11 protein-coding genes are annotated in these 15,605 nt (G+C 35.9%); 4 read left to right on the forward strand and 7 right to left on the reverse strand.

Features of this window, described 5'->3' with window-relative positions:
• Positions 1-5: 5 nt before the first annotated feature.
• Together AABD74_RS15550 and AABD74_RS15555 are read right to left on the reverse strand one after the other, a co-directional pair.
• Complete coding sequence (locus AABD74_RS15550; protein ID WP_406843483.1) at positions 6-1,289, reverse strand: relaxase/mobilization nuclease domain-containing protein; 1,284 nt, start codon at positions 1,287-1,289, stop codon at positions 6-8.
• Positions 1,277-1,669, reverse strand: a complete 393-nt coding sequence (locus AABD74_RS15555; RefSeq protein WP_406843484.1) for a plasmid mobilization protein — start codon at positions 1,667-1,669, stop codon at positions 1,277-1,279. Before AABD74_RS15555 ends, AABD74_RS15550 begins: the two co-directional genes overlap by 13 nt.
• Before the next feature lie 337 nt (positions 1,670-2,006).
• Between AABD74_RS15555 and AABD74_RS15560 the strand changes: the two genes are divergently transcribed.
• The 3 genes from AABD74_RS15560 (at position 2,007) to AABD74_RS15570 (ending at position 4,411) form a co-directional block, all read left to right on the forward strand.
• A complete protein-coding gene (locus tag AABD74_RS15560; protein WP_406843485.1) occupies positions 2,007-2,291 on the forward strand; it encodes a hypothetical protein in 285 nt (94 codons plus the stop codon).
• 222 nt (positions 2,292-2,513) lie between these two features.
• Positions 2,514-4,031, forward strand: a complete 1,518-nt coding sequence (locus tag AABD74_RS15565; protein ID WP_406843486.1) for a MauE/DoxX family redox-associated membrane protein — start codon at positions 2,514-2,516, stop codon at positions 4,029-4,031.
• A 101-nt stretch (positions 4,032-4,132) separates the two neighbouring features.
• Positions 4,133-4,411 (forward strand): DUF6520 family protein, encoded by a 279-nt coding sequence (locus AABD74_RS15570; RefSeq protein WP_406843487.1) that lies wholly within the window; start codon positions 4,133-4,135, stop codon positions 4,409-4,411.
• 82 nt (positions 4,412-4,493) lie between these two features.
• Here AABD74_RS15570 and AABD74_RS15575 read toward each other — a convergent pair whose 3' ends face one another.
• Genes AABD74_RS15575 through AABD74_RS15585 form a run of 3 tightly spaced genes read right to left on the reverse strand, consistent with a single transcriptional unit; the run spans position 4,494 to position 11,592 of the window.
• On the reverse strand, positions 4,494-7,160 hold the full coding sequence (locus AABD74_RS15575) for a prolyl oligopeptidase family serine peptidase (protein ID WP_406843488.1): 2,667 nt from the start codon (positions 7,158-7,160) through the stop codon (positions 4,494-4,496).
• 12 nt (positions 7,161-7,172) lie between these two features.
• On the reverse strand, positions 7,173-8,561 hold the full coding sequence (locus tag AABD74_RS15580; protein ID WP_406843489.1) for a RagB/SusD family nutrient uptake outer membrane protein: 1,389 nt from the start codon (positions 8,559-8,561) through the stop codon (positions 7,173-7,175).
• 10 nt (positions 8,562-8,571) lie between these two features.
• The gene (locus tag AABD74_RS15585) at positions 8,572-11,592 is read right to left on the reverse strand and encodes a SusC/RagA family TonB-linked outer membrane protein (protein WP_406843490.1); all 3,021 of its coding nucleotides are present in this window, start codon (positions 11,590-11,592) and stop codon (positions 8,572-8,574) included.
• A gap of 391 nt (positions 11,593-11,983) precedes the next feature.
• Here AABD74_RS15585 and AABD74_RS15590 point away from each other — a divergent pair, with 391 nt between their 5' ends.
• On the forward strand, positions 11,984-12,349 hold the full coding sequence (locus AABD74_RS15590; protein WP_406843491.1) for a helix-turn-helix domain-containing protein: 366 nt from the start codon (positions 11,984-11,986) through the stop codon (positions 12,347-12,349).
• Between the two features lie 53 nt (positions 12,350-12,402).
• Here the strand turns inward: AABD74_RS15590 and AABD74_RS15595 are convergent, their stop codons facing one another.
• A complete protein-coding gene (locus AABD74_RS15595; protein ID WP_406843492.1) occupies positions 12,403-13,791 on the reverse strand; it encodes a hypothetical protein in 1,389 nt (462 codons plus the stop codon).
• Positions 13,792-13,796: 5 nt separating this feature from the next.
• Positions 13,797-15,422 carry a DUF262 domain-containing protein gene (locus AABD74_RS15600; protein ID WP_406843493.1) on the reverse strand — a complete coding sequence of 542 codons (1,626 nt, stop codon included), beginning with the start codon at positions 15,420-15,422 and terminating at the stop codon, positions 13,797-13,799.
• Between the last annotated feature and the right edge of the window lie 183 nt (positions 15,423-15,605).

The raw sequence follows: 15,605 nt of genomic DNA on the forward strand, positions 1-15,605 counted from the left end.
ATTTATTAATTATTTGAAAGACCCTTTCTTTTTCTTCTTTTCTTTTTTTTCCTCAGTGCCGCAGGAAGATAACTGCCGGGATATTCCTTTTCAAAGAGACTGCTGATAAATTCCTGCAATGGCTGTGGAGATAGGTTTTTTGAAACCAGAATGTCCTGTATTTCCAAAAGGATTTTGACCGCAGGATTTTTTAGAAATTCAGATGTAAAAGCAGTATTTAAAAAATCTGCTTTCGTGTTTCTACAACCCTGCAGTACAGCTGCAGCAGAGAATTCTTTTCCCAGTTCGCTTCCGTTGCAAACCTGTTTTGAAACATGGTCTATATACGTAAGACCATACAATGAACCATTTTGGGCAAGCCTTTGAACCAGTGTAATTCCGTGGGATTCCAGAGCCAGTGCTAGTTCCTGCAGAGATGGTGTTTCTGATTGAAATACAGAACGTACCTCATTTTTTATTCTAAGACCAGGTCTCGAATTCTTAATCCTGTTTTCTTCAAATTTTCCCTCAAGGAACCTAAGGGTTGGCTTGTTATAAAAATCGCTGGCTTTAATAGGAACACCGATCTGTTTGCCATCTTTATCCACAATGCGGTAAACCAGGCCTCCGCCTTTAAAAACACGTGAACTTTCAGAGCCGCGGTCTGCCATTACATTGTAAAGGTTCAGGACTGCATTAAGATGCGGAAGGCTTTTATACTGATAGGTATTCAGTACAAAATCCAGTACCTTGGCAACTGCTTTTTTGGACTGGATTTTTCCATAACTTACTATTGAGGGGTTTATAGGCTCTAAGCTGTAATCGACCTGCTTTTCCTGTCCTTGTGCTTTTATGAGATTAAAATCCTTTTCAATTTTTATACGGGCATTCTCAGACTGGTTGCGCCCAATATTCTGCATATCAATTCTTCTGCCGTCTGGTTTTACTTTTATTGAAATTATATGAATGTGCGGATGTGCTGCATCAAAGTGCTGATAGACCAGAAATGGCTGGTCGCTGAATCCGATTTCAACCATATAAGTATTGGCGATATTCATCAATCTTTCTGGGTTCAGATCTTTCTCTAAGGGATGAAAATTAAGGGATATATGAACACTTCCGCGCTTGACATTTTCATTTAATTCCAATTGATTCAGAAGCATATTTATTTTTAGCGAACTGCTCAACTTCTCATGGTCTGCGGGATAATTTTTTTCACCAATGCATAGGGCATCACCAAGAGAAACTTTGTTTTCGTTGTAATGAAATATCCTTCTAACAGAGTGTCCGGTCTTAATTACTGCAACCATTTTTCAGCGAGTTTTAATACACAGTTTTTTATTTTTTCAATGGAATCAAAAAGCATTTCACACTGGCCCTGAGATGAAGAAATCCACTCCTTGAATTCAGAATTCTGCTGGAGGGTATGAAGCTTTTTTACCATCTGGTTATAATTGTTTCCGACCGCATTCAGATCGGATCTGAGCCTGCTGATCTCTAAAATAAAATCATCAACAGACTGGTTTCTGTATTTTAAAATAACTGGTTTTCCAAGCATATTTTTTCTGGCAAAATCACTGAGTTTGGGACAGAGTGATTTTTCAAATCTCCTTTGCAGAAGGTTCTTTTCATCTGTTGTCAGGCGCAGATGAATCCATTGGGTACGGTTTGTATTTTCCTCTTTCATCATGTTTCATTTTCATGTCTACTACAATATTTTCCTTAAAATGTCTCTGCCGGCGAGTTTCGAGCCAATGGGCAGCCAGATAGCGGTTGTGATACAACCGGACATCTGGCCGACTGCAGGAACGTTGCAGTCTTTCAGCTTCTTCAAAGAATGGGTAAAAGAATTATGAGTCATAGGACACCTTAGAAATTCTGTAAAGAGATCCTCAACTTATAAATTAAAGTACGAATGTAGGCAAGGCAGAAATGCCGGGCAATCATCGCCAGATTTTGAAGTGAATAAACTCAAGTGAGCTTCTTATTTTTACATCAATAGTATTAATCTAAAAAACGTTGAAATTATGATTACAAAAAATGAAGTTACCAAGGTATATGATACTGTACTGAGTACCCCTGGAATGAGTGAGCTGGTGAAGATTGATTTGAAAATTTCACGAAAAAATGTATTGCTGCTGAGCCATGTCATCAGTAAAGGGCTGGATCCAAAAACCGAAGATTCAGGACTGCTGGCCGGAATCTCGGAGCAAGGAATCTCGGACCTCAAAAATCTTTCCGAAGAATGCCTGCAGAAAGCAGGACTTGTGGAACTGAATCAAAAGCTGATAACACTCAGCGGAAGTCTCTAAGAAAGAAAGGAGCATTCTAAAAACGATGAGCGCTTAATAGATAAAAACTATTTGTTAAGCGCTTTTCTCATGTCAGTATTTCTGTACGAAATCGGCACGTTTTTTAAAACTTTTGGCACGTTTTTGATAACCTCGGTTCAAAATAACACCTCTACATTTGCTAATGATCTTTTTTGCTTTTGCCAGCATTCTCGAAATAGGAATATTATAAACTTTTTGATTATGAAACTACGATTCGATTTTAAAAGTGTTTTTATAGAAACAGTCAGCCTATTGTTTGTTTTATTATTCGTCTATGCTGCGATCGCAAAGATTCTTGACTTTGAGAATTTTCAGATTCAAGTGGGACAGTCTCCGCTATTAAGTGTATTTGCATCCTGGATAGCGTGGCTTGTTCCCATAATTGAACTGCTGATAGCAATACTGCTGGTGATTCCAAAATTTCGAAATATTGGTTTGTGGGCTTCATTCAGCCTGATGATTATGTTTACCGTTTATATTTTTATTGTACTGCATTACAGTTCTTTTGTTCCCTGTTCCTGCGGTGGTATATTAGAAAAAATGAGCTGGAACATACACCTGCTTTTTAATATAGCCTTTGTTATTCTTGCAGTGGCGGCAATATTGTTAAATATGCGGATAAAACAAACAAATACCGCCAGAGTAAGATATTCAAAAACGTTTAAAGGACTGACAGCCATAACGGCTTTCAGCACATTGGCAGTAGTCATTTTGTTTTTGTCTTCTGAGAATATTATGCACAATGAAAACCCTTTTATAAGACGTTTTCCTCCGCATCCTGCAGAGTTCTCAAATGCGATCGACCTAAAATTCAATTCATTTTATTTTGCAGGCTTCAGCAACAAAAGATTATATCTTGGGAATTATTCTACGCCCTCCAAAATCATATCTCTGAATGAAAATTTGGGTGATTGGCAGGTTAAAAATATACAATTTGATCCAAAAGATATACCCTTTAAAATTGTTACTACTGCCGTAAGAGATTCATTTTTTTATCTTGTCGACGGAAGCGTACCTAAAATTTTCAGGGGTAGTTTAACGGACTGGAAGATTAATAAAGAACTCAAGGGCACTCCATATTTTAATAGAGCTGTACCACTTGATAGCACTAATATTGTTTTCAGATCCAATAACGGTAGAAAGTTGACTAGTGTACTTGGTGTATATACCTCGGCGCAGACGCCTTCCATAAATTATAATAAGAAACTTCTGCAGAAGCAGATTGACGGTATTTTTGATACTGACGGAACATTGCTTTACAGTGAAAAAATGCACAAAATTATTTATGTCTATTATTACCGCAATGAATATGTAGTTGCAGATAAATCCGGTCTTCTAAGTTTCAGAGGCAACACAATAGATACTACAAAGCATGCGAAGATAAAGGTTTCAACACTTAAGAATGGAACCCAATATGCGATGTCATCTCCTTCCTATGCCATTAATCCTCATGCAGCAGTGTGGCAGAATCTGCTTTATGTTCATTCCACTGCAAAAGGCAGGTATGAGAATAAAACACTGAGGGAGAAATCATTTGTAATAGACGTGTATGACCTAAATAAAAACACCTATTTATTCAGTTTTCCAATCTATCATACCAGCAGCAATAAATTGGATTCGCTACTTTTTACCGACACACATCTGTATGCAATAATAGGAAATGATTTGGTTGTCTATGAATTGAGAGACGCACTGAGAAAAGAAATAAAATCTATTTGAATTTCATTTATAATAGAAAGATAAACGGGCCCGTTTCAGGAGAAAAAGATCGAACTCCTGTAAAAAAAAGCAGATCCTATTTTAACTTAAAAAATACAATTATGAAAACGTTAAATTTAAAAAACATGCTGCCAGCTGCAGTAATTGCAATGGCGGTCGGAGGTGCATTTATGACTACATCTATGCAAAGCGCTTCCACACTTGATCCAAAAGATGGATTCACAAGAAATAGTCAAAATGAATGTTCAACAGTCCCGGTTGACTGTGATACAACTCCCAAACAACAGCTTTGCCGCGTATCAGGTGATACAGGTGCAATTGCATATGATAAACCGGAGGACAGCAACATTTGCGCTGAACCATTGTTTAAACCTAATTAGGTATGTTATCACATATTTGATTCTGTTATTTGAAAATGCAGTTCCACAAAATGGAACTGCATTTGTTTTGTTATTAAGTAAATCACATCATACTATCTGTGATCCATTGACTTGTTTTTTCATTCTTTAGGAAATAGTCAAACCATTGCAGTATACGGACTGTAATATCTTTTTGTGCGGAAGGATCGATAATGACATGACCTTCATTTAGATATAGCAGCATAACGCTTTTTTTTCCAAGTCTTCGAAGTGCCAGATAGTATTCCTTGCTTTGATGAGTATCAACCTGCTTGTCATCTTTGCCTGTCCATAAAAGCAAAGGGATTGTAACTTTTTCTGCATGCACCAAAGGGGAATTGCGAGCATAAGACTGCGGTGCTTCAAATGGTGTTTTTCCCATATTCCATTCCTCATCTTCGAAGCGCCACATATCAGGTTTGCCTGAACTCTGGCCGACAGTAAAATAAAAGCTGTTAAGATCGGTGATTGCCCCGCTGGGAACTGCCGCCGAAAACAGATTAGTCTGCGATACTATAAATGAGGTTTCATAGCCTCCCCATGAATGCCCCATAAGCCCAATCTGCCCTGGATTTATCTTCCCTGAATCAAGCATTTTCTGTGTGGCTGATATAACACATTCAGTGGCAGATATTCCGGGATTTTCCTTCTCGTATACGATATCAGGAAGCAATACAAAATAGCCCGCTGAGGTAAAGAGTGTAGCATTAAAGCCACTTTCATTCTGCCATGTCGGATTAGAATATAGATGAAGTTCCTGAGATTGAAGTTCATAAATTTTTACAATCATTGGGTACTTTTTAGCTGGGTCATAGTTGGCAGGATATAACAGTACACCCTTAAGATTTTGCTTTTTGGAATTTTGATAATCAAACAATTCAGAATAGCCCCAGAAATATTTTTGATGCTGCGGATTGCTTTTATAAAAAGGGATTATTTTTCCCTTGCCTGCCTCGAACATTAATTGGGGCGGCACATCATATTTCTGCTGTCTGAAAAATAGTTTTCCTTTTTTTTCGGCATAAGTTAATTCATCAACATAGAAGTCTCCATACACGATTGGTTCTGCACCCGAGGCAGTTTTCCATTTAAAATATCCTGTCTTGCCATCTGCACCTTCTGCACGAAGCATCAGACTGTCATTTAAATCGTAAACTTCCGCTTTTATGCCATCGTAAATTTTGTTAAGTCCAAGTCTGCCCGGAAATTCTGCTATACGAAAAATAATTTTTGATTCACGTCCGCGGGTAAGCCTGCGAAAATTGTTTCCATCAGGAGCAACCGCCCAGATATCAAATTCGTCATATATTAATATTTCTTTGTCATTGACGCTCCAGCCCGGACTTCCGCAGGTCGATTCGGGTACCAGAGTCCGGTTTTTTGACTTGAATTTAACACCAATTTTAGCAGTTAAATTCGTATGTGTCTGTAAAAGGACATCATATGCCCACCAGTTTTCTTCCTTAAAATAGGTTATATATTTTCCTGTTGGAGACGGGAGGGGAGACCGGCTGTGACGAAATTGTTTTTCCAAAAAAACTTTTTTTTCAAATGTCATGAGATTCATGATATAAAAATCACTGGGACCACTGTCACGGAACTGCGGTTCATAGTCCTTTGGATTAAAAAGGACAGCATTTTGAAGATTTCCTGTCAGCATGATCTTGGGAATTTCTGCAGTCGAAACAGGAGTGAAAAGATCGGACTGAGGTTGCCAGAGCGCAATTTTCAAAGAATTTGCAAAATTCCCCATTCTTACATTGTACGGATAAATCCACTGATCATTAGTATTCCAGATTTCAACAATTGATTTTTCTAATGTACCGGATGTAGCAGCTTGTCTTTTGATTGCAAAAAAAACGTTCTTAAGGTCATCTGAAATTCGTATTTTGTAATAGGGATCATAAACAATAGCGGTCTGATCGGGAAAATCAGAACGGGTCTCTGTATTAAATTCATATAGTTTTTTCTCCTTCAGGGCGTAATAAAAAAGTGAAGTTATTATACCTTGGTCTGGCTGGCTTAGAAATGCGAATGCCTTGCCCGTGCTCTGCCAAGTAAGACTGATATAATGATTTTTATTATTGGAAGCTATCGTTTTTGGTGGCTGAGAATTTCTGAGATCAATAAGATTGACGGTGAGTTGATCTTTTGAAGAAACTGCATAAACCAGCTGACGGCCAGAGGGGCTGAGCGAAAAATCAGTTACATTTTGAATTTCCTTGACTATGCCTGTTGCGAGTGACCAGATTTTGAGATTGTTTTTTTTATCAGCAGTTAGGATAAGTACAATCAGGTTACCTGTCTCATCACAATATTCGAATCGTTTTACACTGCGGATTGTCTTCTGCGAAGCTGTCTTAAGATTTAATACACTTATTTCTGCTGCCATCTGACAGATAAAAAAACTGTTTTTTGTGAAGACGGAATTCTCACCGCGGGGAAAAGAATAGATTTTGTTATTCGTCATATTTTGGACAAATAACGTATCGTTGCCATTTTCGTAGGTCATTGTATAACTTGCCCAATTCTCATCAGGTGAAATTCTATCCAGATGTGTTTGACCCCACAAGGGATAATCTGAAGGATTCAAATGTTTTTTTTGCCCTGCCTGTCCCCATAAGGGACAGGCTACTAATGGCAAAATAAAAAATAAAAATAAAATTCCTGTATCCAAAAACAGACAGGACCGCTGAGTAAAACTATTTCTGTATTCAAAGTTTGCTGACATAACAAGTTTTATTTAATAGCCCGGATTTTGCGGACGCAGGTTAGGATTGGTGCTTAGTTCGCTTTGTGGAATTGGAAACAAGCGGTCATCACTGTTCCATCCAAGTTTTAAACCCGTCAAGACATTGTCGAGTTCACCGTTTCTCTTAAGATCAAAAAAACGATGACCACGCTCGGTGAAGAGTTCCCACCTTCTTTCGTTTAAAATGGCGTCCAAGATCTCATCCTTACTTACTGCTGTTGTATTGTTAAGGCCTGCACGGTTTCTGATTTTGGACAAATCCTCTTTAGCGCCGATGAGTTCTCCTTGCTGGGCTCGTGCTTCTGCGCGGATAAGATACTGTTCGGCAAGCCGGAAAACTATGGAATATTCTTTTGAAGCTGATGTAGCAATATTTTCCTTGTACTTATAGGCGTGATACCAAGTTGAGGTTTTATTTGAAATGGCCTTTATCCAGCTTGATCTGCGAAGATCACCGGCACCAAATGAATTTACCAGATTATTGTTTAGAGAGACCAGAGGAGGAGGCCCTGCTGTAAAGGTGAAAAATGAGGCTTCAAGCGTATTGGCTCCTGTGTTTCCTGACTGCAGCTGCCAGATCGTTTCTTTTGAGGAAAGCAGAAATACTTTTGCAATATCCGGCTCCAGCTTATAAATGGCACCTTCGTTGATGACGGCCGAGGCTGTATTTGCGGCTTCAGGATAGGATTTATTATAAAGATAAGCTCTGGAAAGCAGAGCTTTTACTGTGAACTTATTGGGTCTTACTCTTTCGCTGCCGTTGTAATCTACAGGTAAAAGGGAAGCCGCATCTTCCAAATCATGTATAATGATTTCATATATTTTCTGAACAGGGATTCTCGTTACAATACTGTTCTGCTTAAAATCAGTCTGAGTAATGTAGGGAATATCCCCAAAGAGATTGACAAGGTAAAAATGCAGAAGTGCACGAATAAAAAGTGCCTCGCCCTGCAGCTGCTGTTTCTGTTCGGTAGTCAGGTTTTTGCTTTTTTGAGCACCTTCAATTATGGAATTTGCGGCATAGATCTGATTGTATGATACATTCCAGTACAGGGCGACATTAGAATTGGAAGGCAGAAGGGCATTGTTATAGAAAAGCAGGCTGGCATTATTGGGTTTGTCAACGCTTATTATTTCGTCTGTATAATTGCCCAGCGTGTTGGAAATGCCGGTGCTGGCTCCTGTTAAGACTCCTTTGGTTCTAATGTTGGAATAGATATCTGTAAGTGCTGCACTTGCAGTGGCATAATCTTCAAAAACAGTTTCATTGATGAGCTGTGACTTTGGCAAGTCGACTTCTACAAATGAATCGCAGGACTCTGTCAGCAGCAGGACAAAGAAACAGATCAGTTTTATAGCTATAGGATTTATTGTTTTCATTTCTCTTAAATTAAAATGTTAATTGAACTCCGGCTGTTATTACTTTGAGAGGGGGCAGAAAGCCGTAGCTCTTGAATTCCGGATCTCCATCCTCGTATTTTGTGAATGTCAGCAGGTTTTGGCCCTGCAGCATAATTTTGCATTTGGTTTCCTTAAGATTTAAAGGGAGTTCATAGGAAAGTGCAATGTTCTTTAGACGGATATAGGAAGCATCTACGATGGAAGCAGTACTCTGTGAGAAGAGATTATATCCTGTCAGCGCACTACTATTTGACCCCGTGGTATAAATTTGATACAGCCCAGGATCCTCAGCACTGATCCAGCTGTCTGTCATTCTTGCCTGCTGATTGGACATCATTCCTGCAGCTCCCATTGGATAGCTATAATTTTTTTGTTTCACGAACTGAAATAAAAAATCAAGTGCAAGGCCTTTATAACTAAGCTGGTTTTGGATTCCTCCGTAATATTTCGGATTCAGGTCTGCGATTATCTGCTGATCATCGGGAAAAGATATCTTTCCGTCTTTATTTATATCCTCAAAACTATAGACGCCATTTTGTGGATTCACACCATTGAAGCTGTACAGCAATTCAATATTGAGAGGCTGGCCAATTCTGTACTGCTGGCTGTATGAAGAGCCTTCAAGCCCAGGAAACTTTAGAAGGGTGTTGTGCTCAAAGGTTACATTTAAACTGGTACTCCAATTAAAAGAACCCTTGTTGAAATTCAGGGTACGCATGGTCAGTTCCAGTCCTGTATTTTCGACTGTTGCATCCAAATTAGACTGTATGACCGTAAATCCCGTAGAGCCGGGAAGCGGAATTCCCACTAATTGATTGGAAGAGCGGTTCTGGTACAATGCACCAGTCAAAAAAATGCGGTCATGCAGAAAACCCAGCTCCAATGCTACTTCTAATTTCTTGTTGATTTCCCATCCAAAATCGGCATTATACAGCCGAGTAGGCTGCAATCCTGTATTTCCAGCATAAATGGCACTTGATACTGTATAAGTATCAAGAAACTGATAGTCCCCGATTTGGTCACTTCCGGTTGTTCCGTAACTTGAGCGGATTTTTCCAAAACTTAGCCATGAATATTTTTTTAGGAAACTTTCATTAGAGAATACCCACGCAATTCCTGCTGCTCCGAAATTTGCAAATTGATTTCCGGGTCCAAACCTGCTGGATCCGTCTCTTCTTGCAGTAAGGTTTACAATATACTTCTGTTGCCAGTTATAGTTGAGCCTTCCAAAAAAGGCTTGATACTTATACAGACTTTCATCATTAAGAACAATTTTGACAGTTTTTGCCGCGGCGATATTGTATATTAAACTGTTTGATGTAAATCCAGTTGCCGACAGATACAATTTTTCAGTCGACTGATTTTGAAATGTGGATCCTAACAAGGCATCAAGTTTTCCGCCTCCAACTTCCTTAACCCAATTGATTTGAGGTTCTATAATCCAGGAATTGCGCTGCGTATTATTTAGATAAATGGCCGATGTTGCGCTGCTGACATTATAGATAGGATTAGAAATAGTGGAAGGCACGATTCGGGTTTCTTTTGTGTCCAAATCAGTATATCCTAAACTGCTTTTGATTGTAAAACCTTGCCACAGCTCATAAGAAATCACAGTATTGGCAAGCAGATCATTTGTTTTCGACTCAAATTTAGTGTTGAGATTTGCCAATGGGTTCTGCCATGTATCATTCTCCCAATTCAACTGGCCGTTGGAGTCATAAAGAGCCGGGGCATTCGGGGGAAGCGTGCGCGCGTCATAAGTAAAATCAAACGATGGCTGATTGTTGTCCTGAAAATTATAAGAGCCTGAGAATGTCATTTTAAACTTATTGTCCACAGAACGATGATTCAGGCTTAGCTGGCTTCCTGCTTTTTTATAAAGAAAATCTCCCGGAAAGACTGTCGATTCTCTATGTGAATTCCCGCTTATAAGAAACTGCGTATTATCAGATCCCCCTGATATAGTAGCCTGTATATCGGAAATCTGTGCTGTTCCCCCAGTAAGTTCACGCTGCCAGTCGGTATAACGATTCTGGTCCCACGTACCGTTTACGTCATAATCGGCTTCACCATATTGGGTAATTCCATCGTTTATAAATGCCTGTCTTCGCATCGCAAGATACTGCTGGGTATTCATAAGTTTAAGGTATCTGGTAACAGTTGCGGCACCGGTGGAAGCATTCACAGTGAAAGTGGTTTTGCCTCTCTTTCCCTTTTTTGTCGTAATTAAGACCACGCCGTTTGCTCCTTTGGAGCCATAAATTGAAGTGGCATCGGCATCTTTTAATACCTCGATGCTTTCAATGTTTTCAGTATTGATATTATTAAGCGGACTGGCCACAGAGGGAAAAGCCGTAGCTGTCTGATAAGATCCGATAGGATCGGAAGCATACGGAACTCCGTCGATGATATAAAGCGGTGCATTGGCATCTGTGCGTATGCTGTTCTGTCCCCTTATCCTGATATCGAAACCGCTGCCGGGAATACCGGTCTGCTGCACTACATTAACCCCTGCCATACGCCCCTGCATCGTAGCCAATACGTTGGACACTGGCTGTGTCTCAATATCTTTGGACGTAATCCGGGCAATACTTCCTGTACGCTCGCTTTCCTTCACCGAGTAATATCCTGCATTTACGCGTACTTCCTGCAGTGTTGTGGTATCGTATTCAAGTTTGATATCAATAGTGGTCCGTCCTCCAATCGGAATCAATACAGTCTTAAATCCGAGAAAAGAAACAATTAAAACCTCATCAGCACTGGCAGAAATGTTATAATGACCATTATAATCAGATATAGCGGCAACATGACTTTTGTTTTTAATGGAGACTGTAACACCTGGTAAGGGATTACTTCCATCGGTAACTGTACCCTGAATCTGCTGCTGCAGGATTGAAGTAAGATTCTGTCTGGGATCTTTGGCATGAAGTGATGAAAAAGACAATATAAAGCCAAGAAAAATTAGGCAATAAAGAGCTCTTCCATCCTTGTAAAATGAAAAATTATTCATAATATTGGATTGGTTAGTTTAAACGTTAGTTTGATTGGCTATGGTCCTCTATGTTAGTTTGGCGACGAGATAGAGGGCCATTTTTATGTATTAAGTTTACTGTTTAATTCCATAATGAAAGTTTTTAATGCATAGGCAATGAGTTTTAAATGTTGGACTTTTTGCATGCAAAACTTAAAAAAATAAAGAAGCAATTTAGCTAAGAATGATAGGAGAGTTATGCCATAAAAAAAGGCGTGGAACTCAGCTTATTGACTTGAGGTACTGGAAATACCGAGGAACAATAAGTGAGCCCACGCCAGAGGCGTGAGCATCTTACTTATCCTCTCGTTCCTTTTTAAATTTCCAGTTTTCAAGTCGAGATTCTAAGCGAATGCTTCAATATATTTTTATGAAGAATCGCAAATGTATACAATTAGTTGCAAATATAACAAATATATTATTTGTGGTGTTAAAAACCCACACTTATTTTTTTGTTTCTATTGAAATTGCTTATAGAAAAAAAAATATGAGTAAGAGTATAGAAAAGACTGATTTTCAAATAGCATTTGGAAGACAAGTTGAAAAATTTAGAATAGAACAGGAATTGAGTTATAGACAGTTAGCTCAGCGATGTGATATAGATCATAGCAATATCAGCAAGATTGAAAAAGGAGAGATTAATATCCAACTATCTACTATTTTGCAATTGTCAAATGGTTTAAAAATTCATCCAAAAGAATTGTTTGGTTTTGAATTTAATATAGAAAAAGAATAAAAAAAGTTTGACTTTTTAAATGTCAAACTTTTTTATGTTAAAGTACAAAGAACTTAAACAGTAGCTACGTTATTATCAACTAATTCCTTAAGGTAGTTTTCCATTTTTTCTAAAAGTTCAATTGATTTTTTTATTTCTTTCGTAGTAAAAGTTCCCATGCCAATTACGCCATGGGACATTGGGTGCATAGTTACTTTCTGATATAGTTTTAATTCTTTTACAATTTTTTGAAAGTTTGGATATTCATCGTATTTAAATTCATCAATTTTTGTTTGTAATCTTGGAGCTAAGTTAATAGGGTTGTTTTCACTTAAAATAATCTCTATCTTATTGACTAAATCAGAAGCGGTTTCTTTGTTATGAAAATACGCTGGTAACCCTTTCATTATTCTTTCAAGAATTTTTTTGCTGTCTTCAACTGCACCTATCATTATTAATTTTGAATATTCATATAAAAGAATTTCAAATTTTTTTCTAATTCTATTTCCAATATCATCTAGGTTAGCATTAGGTATTATAGCCAAATTATTATATTCATTTTTTATATCTTGAACCTTTTCTATTCCGTTCTTAATATAAAATTTATGATTGTTATTAATTTCGTAAAGATTTGAAAACATCCATGCTGAACTATTATTACTTTCATTAATAACATACATTATTAGATTGTAAAAACTAATATTGTGGGTAAATATTAATATCTGAAAATCCTGAAATTTTTCAAAAATATATCTAATAATAAAAGTTCGATTTGAAATGTCTAAGCTGGTTATAAAATCATCTAGTACAAGAACTTTACTTAATGTCCCATTTTTCGATTTTTCGATTGAATTAAGTAAAATTAACAGCACTATTATATTAAGTTTAGCCTCATTGAAAAATTTTTTGATATCCGATTTAGTTTCTAAACTTCTTCCGGTATCATATATTTTAATTGAGTATTCATCCTCCTTATCAATTTCGATAGAAATGCTTTCAATAAATAATGTCAGACTCTCATTAACTCCATTTTGTATATTTTCAAATTCATTATTACAAAAATCATCTACATTAGTAATATCAAGAAAACAATTATTTAAAAGTTCTTTTAGATTTAGTTTGGAGCCAATAATCAATTCTTCTATTGATATCATAAAAACTTGAAAATCATCTTTTGAGAAAGTTTTATGGCTAATATTGTTCAATTCTATTTCAAATTCGGAACTAGAATTTCTGTTATTATAAGATTCCCATAAATGATTTTTTAATTGTTCGAGATCTTCAGGAGTAGATGCGGAGAGTGTAGATTCAAGTTTTTGTTTAAAAAATAATATTTTTATAGATTCATAAAGAGAACTTTTCCCAGAGCCATTTTCGCCATATACTAAAAGGTTTTTTTTATTTAATTCAAGAATAACTTCATTCTCAAATGCTTTAAATTTTTCAATCTTAATTTTTTCCATAAATATTACTCTTTGAAAAATTTAACTAGCCTATTTTTAAGTAGAGTATCTCTACTTCTAAAATTATTATATGTGAAGTCTCCATTACTAAAAAGATTCTTAATTTCTGGAATATTTGAAGAATTGTAATATTGCGATTTTTTATTAAAGCCTATATTTTTTTTAGGAATATCTAGTATCAAAAAGTTACCTAAACTATCAATTATATCTGCTAATTCCTTTTCTTTCCAATCTTCAGACAACATTTTTTGATCTTTCAAATTGATAATTTTATCAATATTGTAATTAGTTAAAGCATGATCTTCATTTATATAAAAGGCTAATAATGCAAATCCCTTTTTTAATCGTCCTAAAAAATTAAAATATTCAGATGTAATTTCTTCTCTAAAATAGGATCCAATTGTAATTCCTGAAGATGTTTGTTTAATAATATTATAAATTTCAAATTTTACAGTTGATGTGGATCCTTGATAAAAAATAAATCTTATTAGTGATTTTAAAAAATTATCAAAGCTACCATCTATTGTCAATTGATTAACATATAAATAATTTACAATTGCATATCTAGGGTACTGATTTGTGTATGCATCAATAATCTGTAGCCACTTTGCCGTTTCAGTTGATCTTATTTTTTCCTGGTTTAATGTTTCTAAGATTTCTAAAATTTTAAATAAATCTGCTAAGACATCTTTATATTTTTTCAATTCTAAAGGAGAGAATTTTTCATTTATAAAAAATTCACGTAAGTTGGTTTCACTTAGAGTAATTCCCTCTTTTCCTCTAATTATATGGGAATAATATCTAAAAATATCATCAATATTTAAATTTAAACTATCGCAGCTAGCTTTGAAATCTGTCCATAAATCTATAAAGATCTTTTCTTCTTGTATATTTTTTGCTTTATTATATAATTTTGCTTTAAAAATATCAGCATCTTCAAGATTCATACCTCTATTATTAATAGTTTCAAATATCACTAGAGCTTTTTCGTTAGCTTCATCTTGCGTGTTTCCACTCAATTCAATTGGTAACAAATAGACCTGAGTAAGAATGTACGAAGTAAAATCTTTTAAATCTTGACGTCTGTCTTTGAAAAATTTAACCCAATTATAAAAATACAAAATGTTTGCTTCAAATCTACTTTTGCAAAGTCTCTCAATCAGTTTGTCATTTTTATCAATAACAGTACTGTAACGAGATTCAATTTTATTAAGGTCATATTTTAAAACTTCACTTAATGATATTCCATCATTAGCTTCAAATACATCAGATCTAACTCTTGAAACGGTATTTGTTCCTTCCCAGTCTTCTTTTTCTAGAAGATGTTGTAAAACTTTTATTTCAGGTTGAAATAAAAACAATACTTTAAATAAAAGCATAGATGTAATGAGTCTTTGTTGACCATCTACAACTTCTAATGTTTCCTTATTGTTATTTGCTTTAGCAATAATAATATTACCAATAAAATAATCTTGTTTAGAATCAAATGCTTTTACTAAATCATTATATAATTGGAAGCAATGATCGTATTCCCAAGAATATGGTCTTTGGTATGGAGGAATAACATATTGTTCCTCAATTTTGAAAATTTTTAATAATTCCTTTTGTTCCGCACTTAGTGATAATGCCATTTTATTACTATTATTAATTCTTTACAATTAAAGCAAAGATATTCAAATGTAAGATAGTTTTTTTTATAAATTTATTTCGCTATACTTAAAAATGTTTTTTATTTATAAATAGAACACATGTTTTAGATGTACACTTTACTAATTCATTGATCATCAAATAATGTTTCCTAAAATCCATTAAAA

It is taken from the genome of Flavobacterium soyae (assembly GCF_045348165.1).
Taxonomy (GTDB): domain Bacteria; phylum Bacteroidota; class Bacteroidia; order Flavobacteriales; family Flavobacteriaceae; genus Flavobacterium; species Flavobacterium soyae.